This window comes from Flavobacterium sp. ACAM 123 (genome assembly GCF_000264055.1).
Lineage (GTDB): Bacteria > Bacteroidota > Bacteroidia > Flavobacteriales > Flavobacteriaceae > Flavobacterium.
Window position 1 is genome coordinate 1 of sequence record NZ_AJXL01000068.1, and the last position, 19,486, is coordinate 19,486.

The following is a 19,486-nucleotide window of genomic DNA, read 5'->3' on the forward strand; positions in this document are numbered from 1 at the left end:
CTTTTTATATGTTTTGTGTTGATCACGGTTACGGAGACGACCTTAGGAGGCTTTCGCATAGCATCGTAGTTTTTAAAAACGTTTGTTTTGAAGTAATAATTCGGAGAGCTTTCAATAAAGGAAACTACTCGACTTTAGTAGTTTCTTGTTTTTATTCATTTGTAATCCCTTTGTTTGTGCGCGCTGGTACGTTTTAAATTGGCGTAAATAGTATTATATGCTATAATTGTAATCTACAACCATCATAAATTCATATTTTTTTTCCTATCTGTGATACGTAGGTTTCAAAGTGGTACTTTCGTGTCTTCTCGATCTAAAGCAAAATAGGAATTAGTAAGCGCACATTACTTAAGTCAAACACATGACTCGCCGATAATTCAGATGTCGTTTGGCAGAATGTTTTTGTCTTTCCCCAAATTTTGTAGAGGTACACATTAGGGGTGTTCTAGTTCTTTCTTTTTCTTGAACCCGATTCGCGCGGTCATAACCGATATGAATAACATAGCTGGCATTGCAATCTTCCAGTGGGGACATGAAAAAAAGGCGCAAACCATCAATCCTAGAGCAAATCCACTTATCCAGAAGAAAATATTTTGAGATTTTATCATTGAATTTGGTATTAGTTTGACAAATAATATTAGCTACAGCACAAAGTATTAATTACTGTTAACACATATTTCTTAAGGTGATGATTTACAAATGGAATTTTTAGATAAAATATTTAAAATTAATCAGGCAATAACTAGTTTTAAAAGAAAGTGTCGTCAAAATTCTAATGTCTACAAAGAGAAACCCCTACTTAAAAGTTCTTCTATTATGCGCAGTACTTCTCTATGAAGAGTACTAACATTATTTTTTTTAAAATTAAGATACTGTCTATTAGACTAATATACAATCTTTTTTTAAGTTACGTATCTCTATTTTGAAAATTTTATTTGGGAATTTATAAACAGTTTGGTATTTGGTAGCTAAAGCAAATGACGATACTCCAAAAACAACTTATGGCTTGAAGTCACTACATCATTGCTAAAAAGCAAAATCAATGGACGGATAATTAGAAGATAAGAGCTGGATTATTATTTAAAAACTATCCCTCTTTGCGTCAATGGTAGGACCATACACTTGAGTTTACAAAGATATTTTAATAAACGTCAAGAGAAATAGCCCAAGAACAAATCTTAGTCTGGATAAAGAAAACAAAATCATCAAAATTAGATGATTTTAATACCGCAGCAAACAGTTTAAAATATCATTTAGAAACTATTTTGAACTTCTTTTAGAAACGCCATACAAATGCAAACACTCCATCTTCTAATTCAAAAGCAAAGCTCTTTAGAGCCAATCAAAGAGGTGTTGTAGAAGTGAAACTCTTTCTGTTTTTAATGATTTTTTTAATTGATCCTCAGAAAATTTAAGTGACCCTAATTGTCCTATTTCAAAAAAAGAATTAGTTTGAGGAAATTTACACGTAAAAAAAAATCCCAAGAACTAATTCTTGGGATTTTTTGCTTGAGTAATTTTGAAGCTATCTGATATCATTATTTTGAATCAAATCGATATACAAATTAATCTTGTCTTTCAATTCTTTTCGTGGCGTGATAAAGTCTAAGAACCCATGTTCTAAAAGAAATTCAGCAGTTTGGAAACCTTCAGGTAAATCCTTACCCGTCGTGTCTCTTACCACCCTAGGTCCTGCAAATCCAATTAAGGCGCCCGGTTCAGAAATATTGATATCTCCTAACATGGCATAAGAGGCTGTTGTTCCTCCGGTAGTAGGATCTGTACATAGAGAAATGTAAGGTATTTTTTCTTCAGCAAGCTGGGCAAGTTTAACCGATGTTTTTGCTAATTGCATTAAAGAATATGCAGCTTCCATCATTCTTGCTCCACCTGATTTTGAAATCATTATGAATGGAATTCTGTTCTTTATAGAATGATTGATTCCTCTTGAGATTTTCTCACCTACTACAGCTCCCATTGATCCACCAATAAAGGCAAAGTCCATACAGCAAATTACTACTTCTCGACCTTTGGATTTTCCAACTCCAGTGCGCACCGCGTCTTTAAGTTTGGTTTTCTCCATAACATCTTTTAGTCGATCTGCATATTTCTTTGTGTCAACAAAGTGCAAAGGGTCTTTAGAAGTTAAGTTTTTATCTAACTCAACAAACTCATTGTTGTCAAATAAGATTTCAAAATAGGTGCTACTACCAATTCTAACATGAAAGCCATCTTCTGGACTTACAAACAAATTGCGTTCCAACTCATCAGTATCAATAATTTTTCCTGTAGGAGATTTATACCAAAGACCTTTTGGGACATCCATTTTGTCTTCAGTCGCAGTTGTAATTCCCTTTTCCTTTCTTTTAAACCAAGCCATATTTAATAGTTATGAGTTATGAGTTAAAAGTTATGAGTTATAAAATAGAAGTATTCTTTCTATTTTATAACTCATAATTCTTAATTTTATAGTGTATTCACGTTATTCAAGTCGGCAAATGCTTGCTCTAGCCTTGCGTTGAAAGTCATTTCGCTTTCACGCAACCACTTTCTTGGATCGTAATATTTTTTATTTGGAACATCAGAACCTTCTGGGTTCCCTATTTGCGTTTTCAGAAAGTCAATGTTTTTCACCATATAATCCCGCCCACCTTCAGTAAAAGCAAACTGTAAGTCAGTATCGATATTCATTTTGATAACTCCGTAGCTAATTCCTTCTCTGATTTCTTCTAAGGTAGAACCTGATCCACCGTGGAAAACAAAATCTACGGGGTTTGGACCCGTGTTGAATTTCTTTTGAACGAAATCCTGAGAGTTTTTCAAGATTTTTGGAGTCAATTTTACGTTTCCTGGCTTGTAAACACCATGAACGTTTCCAAAGGCAGCGGCGATAGTAAATCTAGGGCTTATTTTTGAAAGCTCTTCATAAGCGAAAGCTACTTCATCAGGCTGTGTATATAATTTTGAGCTGTCGACATCTGAGTTGTCAACACCATCTTCTTCGCCACCTGTAATTCCAAGTTCGATTTCTAATGTCATTCCCATTTTGCTCATTCTCGTCAAGTAACCTTTGCAAATTTCAATGTTCTCTTCGATTGGCTCTTCAGACAAGTCAATCATATGTGAACTAAATAACGGCTTACCCGTTGCGGCAAAATGTTCTTCTGAAGCATCTAATAATCCGTCAATCCAAGGTAATAATTTTTTAGCACAGTGGTCTGTGTGTAAAATTACAGTCGCACCGTATGCTTCTGCTAAGGTATGGATGTGCTTTGCCCCTGCAATACCTCCAGCAATAGCTGCTTTTTCATTAGCATTAGAAAGTCCTTTACCAGCGTTAAATTGCGCTCCTCCGTTAGAAAATTGAATAATAACCGGTGCGTTTAATTTTGCAGCAGTCTCGAGAACACCATTTACTGTGTTAGATCCAGTAACATTTACTGCAGGTAGAGCAAAGCCTTTTTCTTTCGCATAATTGAAAATTTCTTGTACTTGATCTCCTGTAGCTACTCCTGGTTTTATGTTATGTCCCATTTTAATTTTTTTTAGTTGGTTATTTTGTTTTTAGTTCAAGACTGCAAAAATAAGAATTTATTAGCATTAGAACGGGTAATTTATTCCAAAATTTAAAACAGAGTTTCCAAAGTTGTATTCTCTAAACCATTTTTCTCCAGGTTCATTGGCAGGATTATAGGTTTTAAATCCGAAATCAAATCGGATAACAAAAAAACTTAAATCGTACCTTAATCCAAATCCGGTCCCCAAAGCGATGTCTTTTAGACTTTTAAAACCATTGAAGGTAGACTTTTCATCATTTACGTTATCGAAAACATTCCAAATATTACCTGCGTCAGCAAAAAGAGCTCCTTTTAATTCGCCTAAAATTTTAAATCGGAATTCACTGCTTAATGCAATTTTCATATTTGCTTCGTTGAAATCATCTTTTGCTCCACTGCTTCCAGGTCCCAAGCTATAAGGTTGCCAAGCTCTGTTGTCATTTGAACCACCAGAAAAATAACTTCTCGAAAAAGGAATGTAATTAGAGTTGCCAAAAGGAATTGCTATTCCAAAAAAGGTTCTAACCGCAAAGACCTTCTCTTTGCTTAACTCCCAGTGTTTAATGTAGTCAAATTCTGTTTTTATATATTCTGAATACTCTAAATTGAAGAGTTGAAACTTGCCGTTTTTATTTTCAACTTGATTTGTTGTGTTGGCAATTAAAGATAATAACGATCCTGCAGATTCGATTTTTGTTTTAAAGAGATAAAAATTATTGTCCAGTAGGTCTGTTTTGGTTGTTTTAGTAAAAGTATAACTAGTGGCGAGAATAAAGTCGTTCTCGGTTAGTCGCAACCTTCTTTCTTCGATGCTTTTAACCGCTTGGTACGCTTTGTCTGAAGGAGCTAGTGCCGTATTATTCGACAATACATTATTAATGAATCCGGAAGTTCCTGTTTCTATTATTAAATCTGTAGTATCATTAAAATAGCTTGGTTCTGTATTATATGTTTTTCCAATTTCATTCAAAGCTCTATAGGAAGAGCCGTATACATTAAAATAGTTGTTCGGATTTAAATTTTGTACAAACTGTGCATTGAAAAGATCAAAACGAGCGGTGTTGTTTTTCTTGGGAGTCCAGTTGTAGGTGAACGCTCCCGTGAAATTTTCCTTATCTAACCCAATGTTTGTTTGTCTTGCAAATCCAATTGCCATAAGAGTAGAAGGAATCATGCTTTTTTTAATGATTTTATCAGTAGAGAAAGGCATAAATATTCGAGGTACATTTAGCTTTAGGTCAATTCCATACTCGGCAACATTAAAAAAGCGATTATTTGGATTTGCTAAATCCTTAGAAGCACCAATGTTACCGCGTATTGAAGCTTCGAGTGTTTCCGCACCGTTAAAGACATTTCGAATCGTTTCTGAAACGCTTAGCGCTATTCCTATGTCCTGAATATTTGAATGAGTGATATCCAGAGAGGTCCCAAAACTATATTTTTTTCTAGGTGTTAAGTATATTTTAGCAATCAACGAGCTATAAGTAGTGTCTCTTGGGTCAATTTCATACTGGACACTTGGATAATTGAATATTTTAAGATTATTTAAATAACGTGTTGTTAAAACAGTTTTATTATCGGCAAAAAGTCCACCCTTGGTGATGAAAATGGCGTCAGTTATAGCATGTGGCTTGTATTTTAACTTTTCGTGGCTGTATAAGTTAAAATTTTTATAGGTGGTGCTATCCGTGATTTTTGCATTGCTTTTAGTAGGGGAATAGTCTGTATAGATGTTTACATCGCTTATTTTATATATTTTGAAAGGCTCCGTTCTGGTGGAATCTTTATCTTGATAGGAGTAATTATTGATGATTAAATTAATGTCTGCCTTATTTTCTTTTTGAATGGTGTCAATATCAAAGTTCACATAGGTGGGCTGAAAGAAATAAACCCCATTATTTCTGAAATGAGTAGTGATGCGATTTTTTTCAGCCTCAAAATCAGTAGTTTTATATTGATTACCAGATTTAACTAAAGAATTTGATTTGATTGTTTCATATAGGGAGTCCAATACTGGAGTAGCGATTGTCGTCTTTATGGTATCCAGGAAATACGGCGTCCCGGTGCTAATAGTATATTCTATTTTTGCTCTTTTAGAGGCGATGGTATCTATTTTGTATCCCGTATCTACGTTAAAATAACCATTATTAAAATAATAATAATTGAGCCGTAAAATTAGATTTTTTAGTTTTAGTGGTGTCTATGATTACAGGGGGTTCCCCTGTTTTTTTAAGGAAGTCATGAATCCCATGATACCAAAAAGATTTGCCGAGGCGATCCACTTGTTTTGCCGATAGCCATTTTGATTTTCTTTCATATTTTCCAGGATGATTTGTAAATTTTGCTTGATACGTTGAATCTGGATTTAGATTAGCTAAATTGTATAAATTCAGGCGCAAGCGAAAGCCTAATAACAGAGTGCTATTCGGTTTTTGATAGAGTTGGTTCAAGACATTTTCAGTCTTTGTAGCTTTCCCGTTTACTACAATTTGATTTTTAGTAAGGAGTTGTTTTGCATCAGGAACTCTTTTTACGGCGTTACAGGCGCAAATAAATATTGCTATTAGAATAAATGCTGCTATTTTTGTAGAAATCTTCTTCAAGTGTGGTAAAATATTTAATTCAAAAGTACATTAATTTATGGTTAGTAAAAACCAAATAAAACTTATAACGAGTTTACAGCAAAAAAAATATAGAGCCGTCAATAAATTATTTTTTGCTGAAGGCGTAAAAGTAATACAGGAATTGCTGGATTCAAATTTTGAGTTGGAACATTTGTATTCTACTCAAAACGATTTTGAAGCAGTGTTGACGTCAAAAAAATCATTGATACAAGAGACAGACTTGAAGAAAATCAGTGCGTTAGCAACGTCTAATACCTGCCTGGCAGTCTTTAAAATTCCACTTGAGAAGAAAATTAATGAGTCGGGTTTGATTGTTGCTTTAGATTCGATACGCGACCCCGGTAATTTGGGGACGATATTGAGGTTGTGCGACTGGTTTGGCGTTAATGAGATTGTCTGTTCAAGAGAGACAGTGGATGTATACAATCCAAAAGTGGTGCAAGCTACCATGGGTTCCATTGCGAGGGTTAATGTGAGTTATATTGATTTGAATTCTTTTATCTCCGCTACTAATTTACCTGTTTTTGGCACCTTTATGGACGGCACGAACATATATAAAACCACGTTGCCACACGAAGGAATTGTGGTCATGGGTAATGAAGCGAATGGTATTTCGGAAGAACTTGAAAAATTGGTAAAAAATAAGCTCTCTATCCCTCGTTTTGGAGCGATTCAAAAAACGGAGAGTTTAAATGTAGCCACAGCAACCGCAATTGTGCTGAGTGAATTTCGAAGGTAGATTGCAGGTTTTCTAATGAAAGGTGAAATTAATCAATATTGCTCGGGTTTTTAGGGATTCAATATTACCGGTCCAAGGACTGTCTGCTTTATTGTCGCGTATCAACTCATCGTTAATTCCAAATACACCCCGGATGGAAGGGGAGAATATAAAGTATTCGGAGAAAATATCGATGCCAAAACCTAATTCATAATTAGTAGTCCAGGGCTTTACCCTGAATTTTTGTTCGTAATTATCATCGATTGATTTTGAGTTGCTCGATAAATTTAAAGTAGCTGAAACACCGCCCACAAGATACGGGCGAATGTTGCCGGTTCTTAGGGATGAGAATTTCAATAATAGCGGGAAATGAATATAGGTACTGTTTACTTCTCTCAAAGCGTCTGATTTTGTTGTGAATCCGGGAAATGTCAGGTCTCTTTTTGTATAATAAAGACCAGGCTCAAACCTTAGATTTATGTGTTCCTGAAGTCTGAGGTCACCTACGATTCCCACATTAAATCCGGTAGTTTTTTTAACAAGGATGTCCGTCCCCATTGTCCTGTAGTCCACTTTGAAATCAAACGAGTTAAACCCTAAAAAATATCCGTAATATATTTTTTGCTTTTGAAAATTTTCTAAATTGATTATAGGGTCTTTCGCAAACATGCTTTTTTTAAACTGTGAGTTTCCTTTAGCGGAGAAAATGAGCAAAAGTAGGACAGCGATTTTTTTCATGTTTGGGCTTAATATATCTCAGTATTAGTCTTTAGATGCCGAATAAATAGTAGCTACCCCAAAAGTTTGCGGTAGTGCTATTACATCTATAAACCCAACTTTTCTCAATATATTGTTTAAAGCCTCTCCATAAGGAAATGCAGCTGCTGATTCTGACAAGTATCCATAAGCGACATCGTCTTTTGAAAAAAGTTTACCAATTATGGGCAGTATGTTTTTACTGTAGAAATTATATCCTTGTTTGTATGGAGTATTATCCGGGACGGAGGTCTCTAAAATTACAAAAACGCCATTTGGTTTTAAGACCCGCAATATTTCTTTTAATCCTTTTTCAAGTGTCTCAAAGTTTCGTACGCCGAAGGCAACCGTTATTGCGTCAAAGTAGTTATCGTCAAAAGGTATGTTTTCAGAATCCCCTAAAACCATTTCTATAGTATTAGATAGTTTTTTATCTGCAATTTTTTTTACGCCTACTTCAAGCATTCCTGCAGAAATGTCTAATCCAATAATTTTCTTGGCGTTAGTCTGCGTCATTAAAATGGCTAAATCTCCGGTGCCTGTTGCGATATCCAAAATGATCTCTGGATTTGATTTTGCAACAATTTTTAATACTTTTTTCCGCCATTTTATATCTATTCCAAAAGAAATGACACGATTTAAATTATCGTAATTTCCAGAAATGGCATCAAACATTTTAGCAACCTGTTCTTTTTTACTTAGATCTGAATCTTTATATGGGGTGACGTTTTTTGACATTTTTTTTAATTTTTAACAAATATAATACAATCTATTTTGAACTGTAATCCAGATTTAAAAATAGTAAGTAAAAAAAACCAAAATTGGAGTTGGGTTTTCAAATTGGAACGAATGGGTTTCAAAAATGACGGATTTGGAATAAATTGAAATATCACTAAAAGTGGGTATTGTGTACATCTATTTTTATTACCATTTTTACATCACAAAATTATAATAGTTTTTCAATGATTAAAAGGGAATTAATGACCCAAATCAAGTGGTTGTTTTTTGCGCTAATTATATCGCTTGTTCTTGTTAGCGGTTTTGACGGTACTGTTTTGAAAAGCAGTAGTGAATTAATTGCGCAGCATACGTTCTTAGGATTAAATTTGTTTTTGGAAATTTCAATTTTTTTTGTCTTTAGTACCTTTGTGGTATTTGGTATTAAAGGCTTTTTTGAGATGTACTCTCAAAAAACATCAAATGTTATCCTCCTGATTTCGGGAGTTTTATTGACATTCGTTATTTTTATATTGTGTTATCAAATACTGTTTCAAGAGTAGGTCGTTTTCCCAATCATTATTTTAAAAAAAACACCCAGTTTGTCGGGGTGTTTTTTATTTTCTAACATAAGTCTGATAGGTGTAATCAAATAGATGTTTATCGTCTTTTGGTTGAAATTCAGAAATTGTTATTTCCCAGTCCTTAGGGTTGATTTCTGGGAAAAATGCGTCAGCTACAAAGCTGTGATGTACTCGCGTAAGTTCAATTTTATCTGAAAAAGGAAGTCCTAAATTGTAAATCTCTCCTCCGCCTATAATGTATATAGCCTCATTTGAAGTGCATATTGCTATTGCTTTCTCCATGCTGTTGACTACAATACAGCCCTCGGGATTATAATTTTCTTGACGACTTATAACAATGTGAGTTCTATTAGGCAGTGGTTTAGGGAAACTTTCGAATGTTTTTCGGCCCATAATAATATGGTGACCAGATGTTAGACTTTTAAATCTTTTGAAATCATTGGGTAAATGCCAAACTAATTTATTGTTTTTTCCAAGTGCGTTGTTTTCTGACGCGGCCGCAATCATTATAATCATATTTCTGGTTGTTGTGTTGAAGTATCTTCAGTTATTTGTGTTTGTAATTCAGCTAATTTATTTTTTTGTAAGGCAACTAGACGGTCAATTTGATCTCTTTCCCAGTTTTTATTCATAAAACGATCTGTTATGAATACTTTGATGAAATGTAAAAGAAATATAAAAAACCAAAGTGTAATCGCGTATATATACCAATTTGAATCTAATCCAAAATTAAAAAGTTTAAGTGGAGACAAACAAAAATAAAACTAGGCTAAAAATAAGAAGGACAAAATAGAAGATACAACCCTTTTTTTAGTTTTAATCTCTTTCGGGCATATTCATATAGTTCATGTTGCTCTCTTTCCATAAGTTGAATTTTTGTTTATAAAGATAAAATTTAATTTGGAAAGTGGCCATTTACCCTATGTTATATTTATTAAGAAAACGTTTTCTTTTTTACTAATAAAAAATAATGCATCTGCTAATTGATGAATTAGTTAAAATTTCGCATAGTTTACCGTATTTTATTAATTCTACGGGGCCAGTGTTTCTAGTTTAATAAAATTTGTCTTCATTGCTATATAGCATTAAAAATGAAAGTATTATGGATATTAAGAAACAGTTTGTAAAGGCAAAACCAGTTTGCTAAGTTATTTTTTCAGTTGCCGCAAAAGAGGCATATCAGGTTACGGTTATCGGAGATTTTAACAGTTGGAACCCCAAAGAAGGTTCTTTAAGTAAATTAAAAAACGGAATATTTAAATTCGTTTTTAGTATCTACAAGGATACTGTTTACAAACTTAAATACGTTATCGACGATGCGTTTGGAAATGAATTAAAAGCTGATTCTTTCAAACGGAACGAATTTGCGGTGCTGAAAATAGTGTTTTAGAGATATAACCTCTAAAACATTTTGCAATTCATTAAACGGCGACATTTCCTTTAATAAGAGGATGGGGATCATATCCTTCCAGTGTAAAATCAGCAAATTCAAACTTGAAGATGTCTTTTACGTCGGGGTTTAAAATTATTTTTGGTAGTGATTTTGGTTCTCTGGATAACTGCAATTGCAGTTGCTCTATATGATTGTTGTAAATGTGGGCATCTCCAAAAGTGTGGATGAATTCGCCCGCTTCTAAACCGCAAACTTGTGCAATCATCATAGTTAGTAACGCATAAGATGCGATATTGAATGGTACTCCCAAAAAGATATCAGCACTGCGTTGGTACAATTGGCAGGATAATTTACCATTGGCGACATAAAACTGAAAGAAAGCGTGGCAAGGGGGTAAAGCCGCTTTATTGTTAGCTACATTTTCTTCAAAGGATTTTGTAGTATCGGGAAGTACAGATGGATTCCATGCAGAAACAAGCATTCTACGACTGTTGGGATTTGTTTTTAACTCCGTGATTAAATCTGCAATTTGGTCAATCTCTTCACTGTTCCAGTTACGCCATTGATGTCCGTAAACGGGACCTAGGTCTCCATTATTGTCAGCCCAGGCGTCCCATATTTTCACTCCGTTCTCTTGAAGGTATTTTATATTTGTATCGCCTTTTAAGAACCAGAGCAATTCATAGACGATGGATTTGAAGTGTAATTTCTTAGTGGTTACCATTGGAAAGCCTTCGCTTAAGTCAAAACGCATTTGATAGCCGAAAACGCTTTTTGTTCCTGTTCCAGTTCGATCTCCTTTTTGACAACCGTTGTCCATAACGTGTTGCACCAAGTCTAGATATTGCTTCATTTGTAGGTTGTTCGGTTTTTGTTATCATCGATTAAACAAATAACCGATTAAATAGTAAATATTAAGATTCTCTTTTGGAGATTTCGTCTCTTATTTTAGCTGCTTTCTCATAATCCTCTTGCAGTACAGCCTGATCAAGTAATTCACTTAATTCTTGAAGACTGTGTTTAATGTAGATTCTACCGGATTGATTGCTTTCTTCTTCATTTCCAAAAGTTTCGGGATTTGAAAGAATATCATCTATTTCTTGTGAGCCTTTGTCCGTTTCTGTTGAATTCGCTTTCAGATAAATCCCCGCTTTGTCTAAAATGTTTTTATAGGTGTAGATAGGGGCATTGAATCGCAAGGCTAATGCTATCGCGTCAGAGGTACGTGCATCTATAATCTCCTCAATTTTATCTCTTTCGCAAACGATGCTTGAATAAAAAACTCCGTCGACAAGCTTATGAATGATAACCTGTTTCACAGCGATGTCAAATCGTTCTGCAAAATTCTTGAATAAATCGTGTGTTAACGGACGTGGGGGCTTAATTTCTTTTTCTAAGGCTATTGCTATAGATTGTGCTTCAAAAGCGCCTATAACAATTGGTAGTTTTCTTTCGCCATCTACTTCGTTCAAAATCAGTGCATATGCTCCATTCTGTGTTTGACTGTATGAAATTCCTTTTATCGATAATTTAACTAAGCTCATAATTGCTGAAATGAAAAGTACGGGGTACCTAATTTAAAGATTTAATTTTTGTTATTAAATTTGGGTCGAATTTTAATAAAAAAATGACAGACAAAAAACTGCCTGAAAACAAAGGTACGATTATCTTGTTTTCAGGCAGCTATATTTAGTAAAGAATATTGTATTATGACTGTTGCAACTTAAATTCTTTAAACTTCTCTATTAACCTTGGGACTACATCAAATGCATCGCCAACAATACCATAATCCGCTACTTTGAAAAACGGTGCTTCTGGATCATTATTGATAACCACTTTTATTTTTGAAGAGCTTATTCCTGCAATATGCTGGATAGCTCCTGATATTCCTATGGCGATATATAGGTTAGTTGCTACTGGTTTTCCTGTCTGACCAACGTGTTCTCCGTGAGGTCTCCAACCCAAATCTGAAACGGGTTTAGAACAAGCAGTTGCTGCGCCTAGTACAGTTGCTAATTCTTCAATCATTTCCCAGTGTTCTGGTCCTTTTAATCCGCGACCTGCAGAAACTACAATCTCAGCATCAGCTATTGATACTTTCCCGGAAACTTTTTCTACTGATTCTACTTTTACGCCAAAATCATTTTCTCCAATAGTTGGATCAAAATCCTCTTCCGTTAGAGAAGATTGATGTTCATAAACACCATAAGAGTTTTTAGCAAGTCCTAGCACTTTTATTTCAGTGTTTATTTCAGTTGTATTAAACGCTTTATTTGAAAACGCATTTCTTTTTACCTGAAAAGGAGAGGTGCTTAAAGGCAATCCCACAACGTTTGAAGCAAAACCAGCTTCTAACGCTACTGCAACAAGTGATGAAAGGTAGATACTATCAGTTGTTGATGAAAGTAAAATTACTTTAGCGCTTTCTTTTTGTGCCGCTTGTTTTATAACATCAGCATACGCTTTAGCAGTAAATGCTGCTAATTTGTCATTGTTTACTTTTAATACCTTGTCTACTCCATATTTAGACAACTCTGAAACATCACCAGCGTTGACTGTTACCGCTGTTACAGTAGTTCCTAAAGATTCGGCTACTTTTTTTGCATAAGAGGCTAATTCAAAAGCTACTTTTTTGAGTTTTCCTTCCGCAGATTCTGCATATATTAATATTGACATGATTTATTTGTTTAGGGTTTAAAGCTTCAAGAGTAAAGCGTTTCGCTGAACACTGAGAACTGTAAACTGATTACTATATTACTTTTGCTTCGTTGTGTAATAGGTCTATTAATTCATCTAAGTTATCAGAAGAAATTAATTGCACAGCAGATCTAGGTGCTGGTTTTTCAAACTTTACCGCTTTAGTGTTTACCGCAGCTTCGATAGGTTCAACTATAGTTAGTGCCTTCGATCTGGCAGTCATGATTCCTCTCATGTTTGGAATACGCAAGTCTTTTTCCTCTACTAATCCTTTTTGTCCACCAATAATTAATGGAAGCGAAGTAGAAACAGTTTCTTTACCACCGTCAATTTCACGGATAGCTGTTACAGCGGTTCCGTCAATCGTTAGGTGAGTACAAGAATTAATAAAATTGTAACCAAGGACACCTGAAATCATTCCAGGAACCATTCCTCCATTATAGTCTAATGATTCTTTTCCTGCGATAACAAGATCATATTCCCCATTTTTAATCACATCGGCAAGTTGTTTTGCTACGAAGAAACCATCAGTAGGAGTTGCGTTTACACGAATGGCTTCGTTTGCTCCAATGGCTAATGCTTTTCTTAAAGTAGGTTCAGTTTCTGGCCCTCCAACATTTACAACAGTTACTGTTGCTCCTTGTTTTTCTTGAAACCATATTGCACGTGTTAATCCAAATTCGTCATTTGGATTAATTACATATTGTACCCCATTGGTATCGAATTCTGAATCACCATTGGTAAAATTAATTTTGGAAGTAGTATCAGGAACGTGACTGATGCAAACTAATATTTTCATAGGATTGTTTTTTATTTTTCTAATAGTCTTTTACAAAATTAGAATAATATTTCGAATAATATACTATGCGTGCATAGTTTTTTTTGCTAAACTATTACGTTTTCGTATTCACAGTTTTAATTTTGCTGAAAGCAGATAATATCCGGCTAAGATTTGAGACCTATTTTGTTGATTGTAATTTGCAGCGCTAGATATCGTTATCTGTTCGTTGTTTTTGAGATTAAAAATATTGTTACCGATTGCACTCAATTCAATTTTAGAATTTGGGATACGATATCTTAACCGTGGACTAAAAAAAGTAATTGTATTTTTAGAGGATATTGATTCATATTTCATAATGCTAAAGGTTGAAGTTAAAGAAAGACTTTTTGATAATTGTACGCTTGAATTTAGATAGGGACTTGTTATTGTTAATTCGTTTGTGGCAAATGAGTCGGTATACGTTTCTTTGGAGTATTGCAATCCAGTTTCAAATTGTATTTTTTTATTTTTTAATCTCGAAATGATTCCTAGGTATCTAGTTGATGAGATAGTGTTTAATTCATTTTTTTGATTTTCGTAAAAGATGTTTTTGTTATTAATGGCATAGGAAACGCTACCTTTCACTGAGAAGGGGAAATTTTTAAATTGTTTCTCGGCAAATAAAAATGAGTTGAAAAAATTCTCATAAGGCGCTAATTTATATTGAATTAAATTAGTGTTTTGAGTTGCAAATGAATTATTGGTTATTGGATTTGAGGCTTCTAAATAAGAGATGTTTGATATAATCGTTAAATTCCTTTTCAAATTATTATAAAAATATTCCATTCCAAATTGATTGTTTTTATTGATGGCGTCATATTGCACATCATTATTGCCGTAAATTGTTCTGTAATCTCCAATGATTTTATTTTCAATTAAATTTTCAGCTCCAAATAATTTGTTGTTCAGCGCGTAATTCAACTTAATGTAATGTTGTTTACTAAAAAATGTTTTTAATGAAATACTTGGGGTAAATAGTTGTTTAGTTGCCTGTTGTCTAAGCGTCTCTAATGACACAGCGGAGTACGACAAAGTTGTTGTCAGGCTGTTTTTGCAACCAATTTCAAATTTTGTTGAAATTCCTGTTGTGTTGGAGTTGCTTTTTAGGACAACATTGTTTTGAAATTGAGAGAACTGTTGCTCAAACGATTCGAATTGCTCTCTTTTATGGCTAAGTTCGTTAAAAATACTGACAGGATGATCCTTTAAACGAAAATCAAAATTGGAGTTCAACAATAAGAGTTGTTTTTTAGAATTGGTATTTTGAGCGATAGTATAATTGGCGGGTGGGAAGTTTAAATTTAAAATAGGTTGATTTGCATCGATATTCAAATCATTAGCTTTGTTTGTAATTTCTTGTGCTACTTTTATCCGCAATTGTTTGTTTTTCTTTAAAATTAATGAATATTCTAGGTTGTGATTAAAGTTAAAATCTACAGTATTATTTTCGTTGTTTATTTTGTTATTGGATATGGTTAAATCAACAAAGCTGTTTTTAGAGAAGTTGGAGAAAATAGATTTATAAGTAAATAGTGAATTTGATGTGTTTTTATAGGTTGCATCCAAGGAGGTGATGTTGAAAAAAGAGTTTTCCTGTGTATTTCTTTTTTCCATGTTAAAGAAATTGGTAGTCGTACTATAAAATTATTGTTCTATTAGTTGCTCTTCTGTTTGATTATTAGTGTTGAACAAAGAGTATAGATTTACTTCTAGTTTCTTTAATGGGAAATATTTAAAATTTAGTCCAGTGAAATAAGAGTCTCGATTTTGAACGTTGTTTCCTAATGTTAGAAATCGTGGTAAGTCAGTGTTTTTAGAGAAGGTAACTTCTCCATTGGTGGCGTCATTTTTTTTATTGGTAAAGGACAGGTAATCGCTGATGGTGAGTGCAAGTTCTCCCGTATTGTTAGAGTCACCAATTACACTAGTGTACGTTTTTTTGCCAAAATTAAAGAGATTGGTCTGCAAATTAAATTTGTCTTGGCCAAGTCCTAGCGCTACATTTCCGGTGATTTTGTTTTTAAATTTATCTTTTATTTTTACGTTTATTGCAGTTAACCCGGATTTTTCTTCTTTTTTAAGTTGTTTGAATTCAGTGTAGTTTTTTATGATTTCGATGTTTTTAATCATTTCAGCGGTGATATTATCAGTCGCTATTTTTTGCTGATCGATAAAAAATTCTTGACCATCAATTAAAAATTTGTCTACTGCTTTACCGTTAACTTTAATTTTACCTTGATTATCGACATCCAAGCCTGGAAGTTTATTCAAAACATCTTTTAATGTTTCTTCGGTACCATTTAAGAATTTTTCAATTCGATATTTTAAAGTGTCGCCAACCTCGGTCATACCAGAGGATTCGTTCATGATGATTACTGTTTGTAGATCAACTTAACTTTCATTTAGTATAATTTTCCCTAAGTCTAACACATTAGTACTAACCGTAATTTCTTTGCGATAAGTTTCTAAACCTAAATAGCTAATTTTAAGTAAATATGTTTCTTTGTTTTGTAGAACAATGGTAAAAGTTCCATCATTTGCAGTGTATGAAAATGCTACTGTCTGATCTGATTTTATGTTTTTTTAGTACTGCGGTTGCTTGGCTTATGGGTTTACCTACTGCATCATATACTGATCCAGTAATTGTATGTTGTGCTAGGAGTGGGAAACTGCAAAATAAAAAAAAGCAGAATAACTGCTTTTTAAGGTCTAAAATAACGAGCTGCAATTGCTTCATTAATGAGAATTTTGTTTTAAATAGTCGCTGTAGCTAAGTTCAGGTGCACTATTGTTTGGTACTTCGATAGAAGTGTTTTCTTTACTAAAAACTAATTTGTCAAAAGTTAGGATAGTGTTTTTATTAATCTCGATTTGTATGATAAATCCGGGTAAACCCCAGTAATGTGCTGGTCCGTCATTAACAGGAATGGCTTCCGTATACCAAGCCACAATAGATTGATTAGCATTGAAAGCTGTATTTGTAGTAGTTGCCTTTTTACAAGTATAACCGTTAATGGTTTTGCTCTCGTTTACTAATTTCCAATTGAAGGAAGGCAATGTTTCTTTTACATTAGTATCCTTATCGTTCATAGTAAAAAGTACCCTGTATTTTTTTGCTTCAAAATCTTTATAGTCGGTACTGGAGGATGGTCTGTTTACAGTAGATGTGGTTTGGTATTTAGTTCCATACTTTTCGATATAGGTAGTATCAATAGATGACTTTTCAATTGATATTAGGTTTTGGATGGATTTGTTTTGAGAATACGTATACGAAAACGTCATGGGTTTTGCTGCTTTTTTGGATAACTCAGTCTCGTCTCCAACACCTTGTAATGGAGTATTAGTTAAAATTCCTTTTAAGGTTTGGCTGTGCAGTTGACCTACTAAAGAAAATAATAAAAGAACAAAAATTTTTTGCATCTTGATTAAGTTTTAAGGGCTATAAAAATTTGACAGGGTTTTCGCCCCGCCAAATTTAAATAAGTTTTCTATTCTTTAATTTTTTTACTTACAAATCGTACCACGTGCATTTATATGTGGTAGTAATAGTGGTTGTATCACTAAAGTCATTGTAAGTTGTTGTTTCGCTGGCTTTATAACAAAACCATGCATCCTCTTGTTCTTGCTGATCTGTGATGGAAGCAACTTTCATTTGGTTAACAGCATTTGTTGATCCTAACTTGTTGTTTGCTAGAGTTACTCCTGAAAAAGCAATCAATGCAACTGCTGTTAATAGTGATTTTTTCTTTGTATAATTTTTAAATGTTTATATAGGCTAAAGAAATAAAAAAAAGAACTTTTGCAAAGAAAAAACGCAGGAAAATAGTATTTATTTTTTATTAAGGCAAATACTTTTGTTTTGGATAATTTTCAGGATTAACAAAATTGCACTCGATTACATCGTCTTCGTAGCCCGGATAGTAGCGGCATCCTTGCTGTGGCTTCTTTAGCCACAGTAAGATATAGCGAATAGCCGGAAATAGCTCCTGATTATTTTAGAGTTCTTGTTGCACGGAGTTGAGATAAAATTTGCTTATTTGATGAAAAAACTGGCAAATTGGCTGTAAGACATTTTAGCTTGTATTCGATTTAATAATTATTAAATGCAGTCCTTCTAATGCCTTTGTGGAACGAGCTGAATTTCATTTTGCTTTGAATCGATGGGGAGATAATTAAATGAAATGTGTCTTGTATAAAACATCAAAGAGTAATTAGTTTTAGCTTTAATTATAATATGCTATGATTTTTTTAGGCGTCTTTAATATTAAATATTTTCATAAATAAAAGTTGAAATAAAGGTGATTTAAAATTATATGATATAATTAACTAATTGTATAACAAGTTATTAATTATAGTATTGTAATTTTGAGTATCAATTTTTGTTAAAATAAAATCATCAAAAAATAAAAGCAGTGCAGAAATAAAATGACAAAAGAGGACACTCTAAACCTTTAAAAGTAAACCTGATGTAAATAAAAGGTATTCAAGATTTCTTCACTGATGGGTTAAAAGACATGTAGTGGGAAGGTTAGGCTCTGATTAAAGTAATTGCAAAGGTGCTTAAAATAGTAGTGTGGGAGTTTTACAAGATGCACACACTAATTGTATGGAGGATAGCAAAATAAATTAACGAGTTTCGTAATTTTTTTTCATTAATTGGTGACAAAGCGTTAGCCAAAAAATTTGAAGAAATTGCTATTTTGATTGAAGAGTCAAATCACATTAAGTTATCAACAGAGCGTAGCGTGATGCAGTTATTATCGCTGCAAGTTCAAGAGTATAGTGTTGCAGAATCGTTAAATAAGTAGTTTAAAATCTTTTGCTAGAGGTTTGGTAGAAGATAAGGATGATTTATTATTAGAAGAAACTCTCCGGTAATAGATATCCGCCTATTTAAAATTTTCTACTTTTTCAGAACCTTCAAATTTTGATGCTATCGGATAAAACGAACATTAATTGATGACAGCATCTGCTGTACTATTTAATACACTTTTTAATTTTTTTAAATTATAGAAATTATGGAACACAATCAAGAGGGCAAGGAGGATAAAAATCCTAAAAGTCAAACTCAAAAATCTGCTGACCATATCAAAGATCTTCACGCCAAAGATGATAAAAATAAACCTTCAATGAAAGTTGCTAAAAACACTGATGATCGCGGTAAAAATTCTCGCGGTCACACGATGAAAAATGATCAGCAAGATAAAAAACCAAAAATGTAATCAGAGGGTTGATTTTTAAACTAAACTTCAAAGTGAAAAAGTTTAGGAAGATCTTCTTGCTTTAATTTTGTTTGTAGAAATTTTAAAAACTCGGAATATAGTAAGCAAAATTTAAGCGTTTGATTAGAATTAAAAAAATCGCAATTAAGGTCAGAAAGATGCTGCTCGTGACATTGTGTTGGGATGAATAGTAGAGGCAGATTAACCTGCTGTGAGAAGGTTCAATAATAATTCATTTGTCATATCAATCAGCCGCAATGTAGGATTATAAATTAGTAATGGACGGTTCTTCAATCGCCCAAAAACTTAAGTAGTTACTATCTAGGCAAGCTTAGTTAAATACTGCTTATTAGAATAAAAAAATAGTGCATCTACCTTGATAATTAATCTTATTAAAA

The 19,486-nt window shown here is 33.4% G+C and carries 20 protein-coding genes and 1 pseudogene; 5 read left to right on the forward strand and 16 right to left on the reverse strand.

Going from position 1 to position 19,486, the window contains the following annotated elements:
• Positions 1–197: hypothetical protein (locus A3SG_RS22385; protein WP_232226365.1), on the forward strand; the 197-nt coding region annotated here is incomplete at its 5' end.
• A gap of 1,328 nt (positions 198–1,525) precedes the next feature.
• On the opposite strand, the gene accD is transcribed toward A3SG_RS22385, so the two are convergent.
• From accD to A3SG_RS22975, 4 genes are all read right to left on the reverse strand, one after another.
• The gene (accD, locus tag A3SG_RS0112375; protein WP_016990339.1) at positions 1,526–2,380 is read right to left on the reverse strand and encodes an acetyl-CoA carboxylase, carboxyltransferase subunit beta; all 855 of its coding nucleotides are present in this window, start codon (positions 2,378–2,380) and stop codon (positions 1,526–1,528) included.
• 86 nt (positions 2,381–2,466) lie between these two features.
• A complete protein-coding gene (fbaA, locus tag A3SG_RS0112380) occupies positions 2,467–3,534 on the reverse strand; it encodes a class II fructose-bisphosphate aldolase (RefSeq protein ID WP_016990340.1) in 1,068 nt (355 codons plus the stop codon).
• 66 nt (positions 3,535–3,600) lie between these two features.
• Entirely contained in the window at positions 3,601–5,568 is a 1,968-nt protein-coding gene (locus A3SG_RS19815) for a BamA/TamA family outer membrane protein (protein WP_316945242.1), read from the reverse strand.
• 136 nt (positions 5,569–5,704) lie between these two features.
• A complete protein-coding gene (locus A3SG_RS22975; protein ID WP_316945243.1) occupies positions 5,705–6,160 on the reverse strand; it encodes a hypothetical protein in 456 nt (151 codons plus the stop codon).
• Between the two features lie 37 nt (positions 6,161–6,197).
• On the opposite strand from A3SG_RS22975, the gene A3SG_RS0112390 reads away from it, so the two are divergent.
• Positions 6,198–6,920: a TrmH family RNA methyltransferase gene (locus A3SG_RS0112390; protein WP_016990341.1), complete on the forward strand. Its 723-nt coding sequence runs from the start codon at positions 6,198–6,200 to the stop codon at positions 6,918–6,920.
• Positions 6,921–6,932: 12 nt separating this feature from the next.
• Here the strand turns inward: A3SG_RS0112390 and A3SG_RS0112395 are convergent, their stop codons facing one another.
• Both A3SG_RS0112395 and ubiE read right to left on the reverse strand, forming a co-directional pair.
• Positions 6,933–7,637 carry a porin family protein gene (locus tag A3SG_RS0112395; protein ID WP_029596790.1) on the reverse strand — a complete coding sequence of 235 codons (705 nt, stop codon included), beginning with the start codon at positions 7,635–7,637 and terminating at the stop codon, positions 6,933–6,935.
• A 24-nt stretch (positions 7,638–7,661) separates the two neighbouring features.
• Complete coding sequence (gene ubiE / locus A3SG_RS0112400) at positions 7,662–8,393, reverse strand: bifunctional demethylmenaquinone methyltransferase/2-methoxy-6-polyprenyl-1,4-benzoquinol methylase UbiE (RefSeq protein WP_016990344.1); 732 nt, start codon at positions 8,391–8,393, stop codon at positions 7,662–7,664.
• 224 nt (positions 8,394–8,617) lie between these two features.
• Between ubiE and A3SG_RS0112410 the strand changes: the two genes are divergently transcribed.
• A complete protein-coding gene (locus A3SG_RS0112410) occupies positions 8,618–8,935 on the forward strand; it encodes a hypothetical protein (protein WP_016990346.1) in 318 nt (105 codons plus the stop codon).
• 54 nt (positions 8,936–8,989) lie between these two features.
• On the opposite strand, the gene A3SG_RS0112415 is transcribed toward A3SG_RS0112410, so the two are convergent.
• The gene (locus tag A3SG_RS0112415; protein WP_016990347.1) at positions 8,990–9,472 is read right to left on the reverse strand and encodes a dihydrofolate reductase; all 483 of its coding nucleotides are present in this window, start codon (positions 9,470–9,472) and stop codon (positions 8,990–8,992) included.
• Positions 9,473–9,606: 134 nt separating this feature from the next.
• Positions 9,607–9,708 (reverse strand): annotated as a pseudogene (locus tag A3SG_RS22390) (hypothetical protein); the annotation flags it as partial.
• Positions 9,709–10,148: 440 nt separating this feature from the next.
• Here A3SG_RS22390 and A3SG_RS21275 point away from each other — a divergent pair.
• The gene (locus tag A3SG_RS21275) at positions 10,149–10,346 is read left to right on the forward strand and encodes a hypothetical protein (RefSeq protein WP_232226368.1); all 198 of its coding nucleotides are present in this window, start codon (positions 10,149–10,151) and stop codon (positions 10,344–10,346) included.
• Positions 10,347–10,377: 31 nt separating this feature from the next.
• On the opposite strand, the gene A3SG_RS0112430 is transcribed toward A3SG_RS21275, so the two are convergent.
• From A3SG_RS0112430 to A3SG_RS22395, 8 genes are all read right to left on the reverse strand, one after another.
• Complete coding sequence (locus A3SG_RS0112430; RefSeq protein ID WP_016990349.1) at positions 10,378–11,202, reverse strand: thymidylate synthase; 825 nt, start codon at positions 11,200–11,202, stop codon at positions 10,378–10,380.
• A gap of 61 nt (positions 11,203–11,263) precedes the next feature.
• Positions 11,264–11,893, reverse strand: a complete 630-nt coding sequence (locus tag A3SG_RS0112435) for a bifunctional nuclease family protein (RefSeq protein WP_016990350.1) — start codon at positions 11,891–11,893, stop codon at positions 11,264–11,266.
• Between the two features lie 163 nt (positions 11,894–12,056).
• Positions 12,057–13,025: an electron transfer flavoprotein subunit alpha/FixB family protein gene (locus A3SG_RS0112440; protein ID WP_016990351.1), complete on the reverse strand. Its 969-nt coding sequence runs from the start codon at positions 13,023–13,025 to the stop codon at positions 12,057–12,059.
• 73 nt (positions 13,026–13,098) lie between these two features.
• Positions 13,099–13,845, reverse strand: a complete 747-nt coding sequence (locus A3SG_RS0112445; RefSeq protein ID WP_016990352.1) for an electron transfer flavoprotein subunit beta/FixA family protein — start codon at positions 13,843–13,845, stop codon at positions 13,099–13,101.
• 108 nt (positions 13,846–13,953) lie between these two features.
• Entirely contained in the window at positions 13,954–15,480 is a 1,527-nt protein-coding gene (locus tag A3SG_RS0112450; protein WP_016990353.1) for a hypothetical protein, read from the reverse strand.
• A gap of 30 nt (positions 15,481–15,510) precedes the next feature.
• Positions 15,511–16,233 carry a hypothetical protein gene (locus A3SG_RS0112455; protein WP_016990354.1) on the reverse strand — a complete coding sequence of 241 codons (723 nt, stop codon included), beginning with the start codon at positions 16,231–16,233 and terminating at the stop codon, positions 15,511–15,513.
• Between the two features lie 369 nt (positions 16,234–16,602).
• Positions 16,603–17,286, reverse strand: a complete 684-nt coding sequence (locus A3SG_RS20850; protein WP_016990355.1) for a GLPGLI family protein — start codon at positions 17,284–17,286, stop codon at positions 16,603–16,605.
• Between the two features lie 88 nt (positions 17,287–17,374).
• Positions 17,375–17,518, reverse strand: coding sequence for a hypothetical protein (locus A3SG_RS22395; protein ID WP_232226366.1), 144 nt, complete (start codon positions 17,516–17,518; stop codon positions 17,375–17,377).
• A 1,366-nt stretch (positions 17,519–18,884) separates the two neighbouring features.
• On the opposite strand from A3SG_RS22395, the gene A3SG_RS0112470 reads away from it, so the two are divergent.
• Positions 18,885–19,088, forward strand: coding sequence for a hypothetical protein (locus tag A3SG_RS0112470; RefSeq protein ID WP_016990357.1), 204 nt, complete (start codon positions 18,885–18,887; stop codon positions 19,086–19,088).
• The last annotated feature ends 398 nt before the right edge of the window (positions 19,089–19,486 follow it).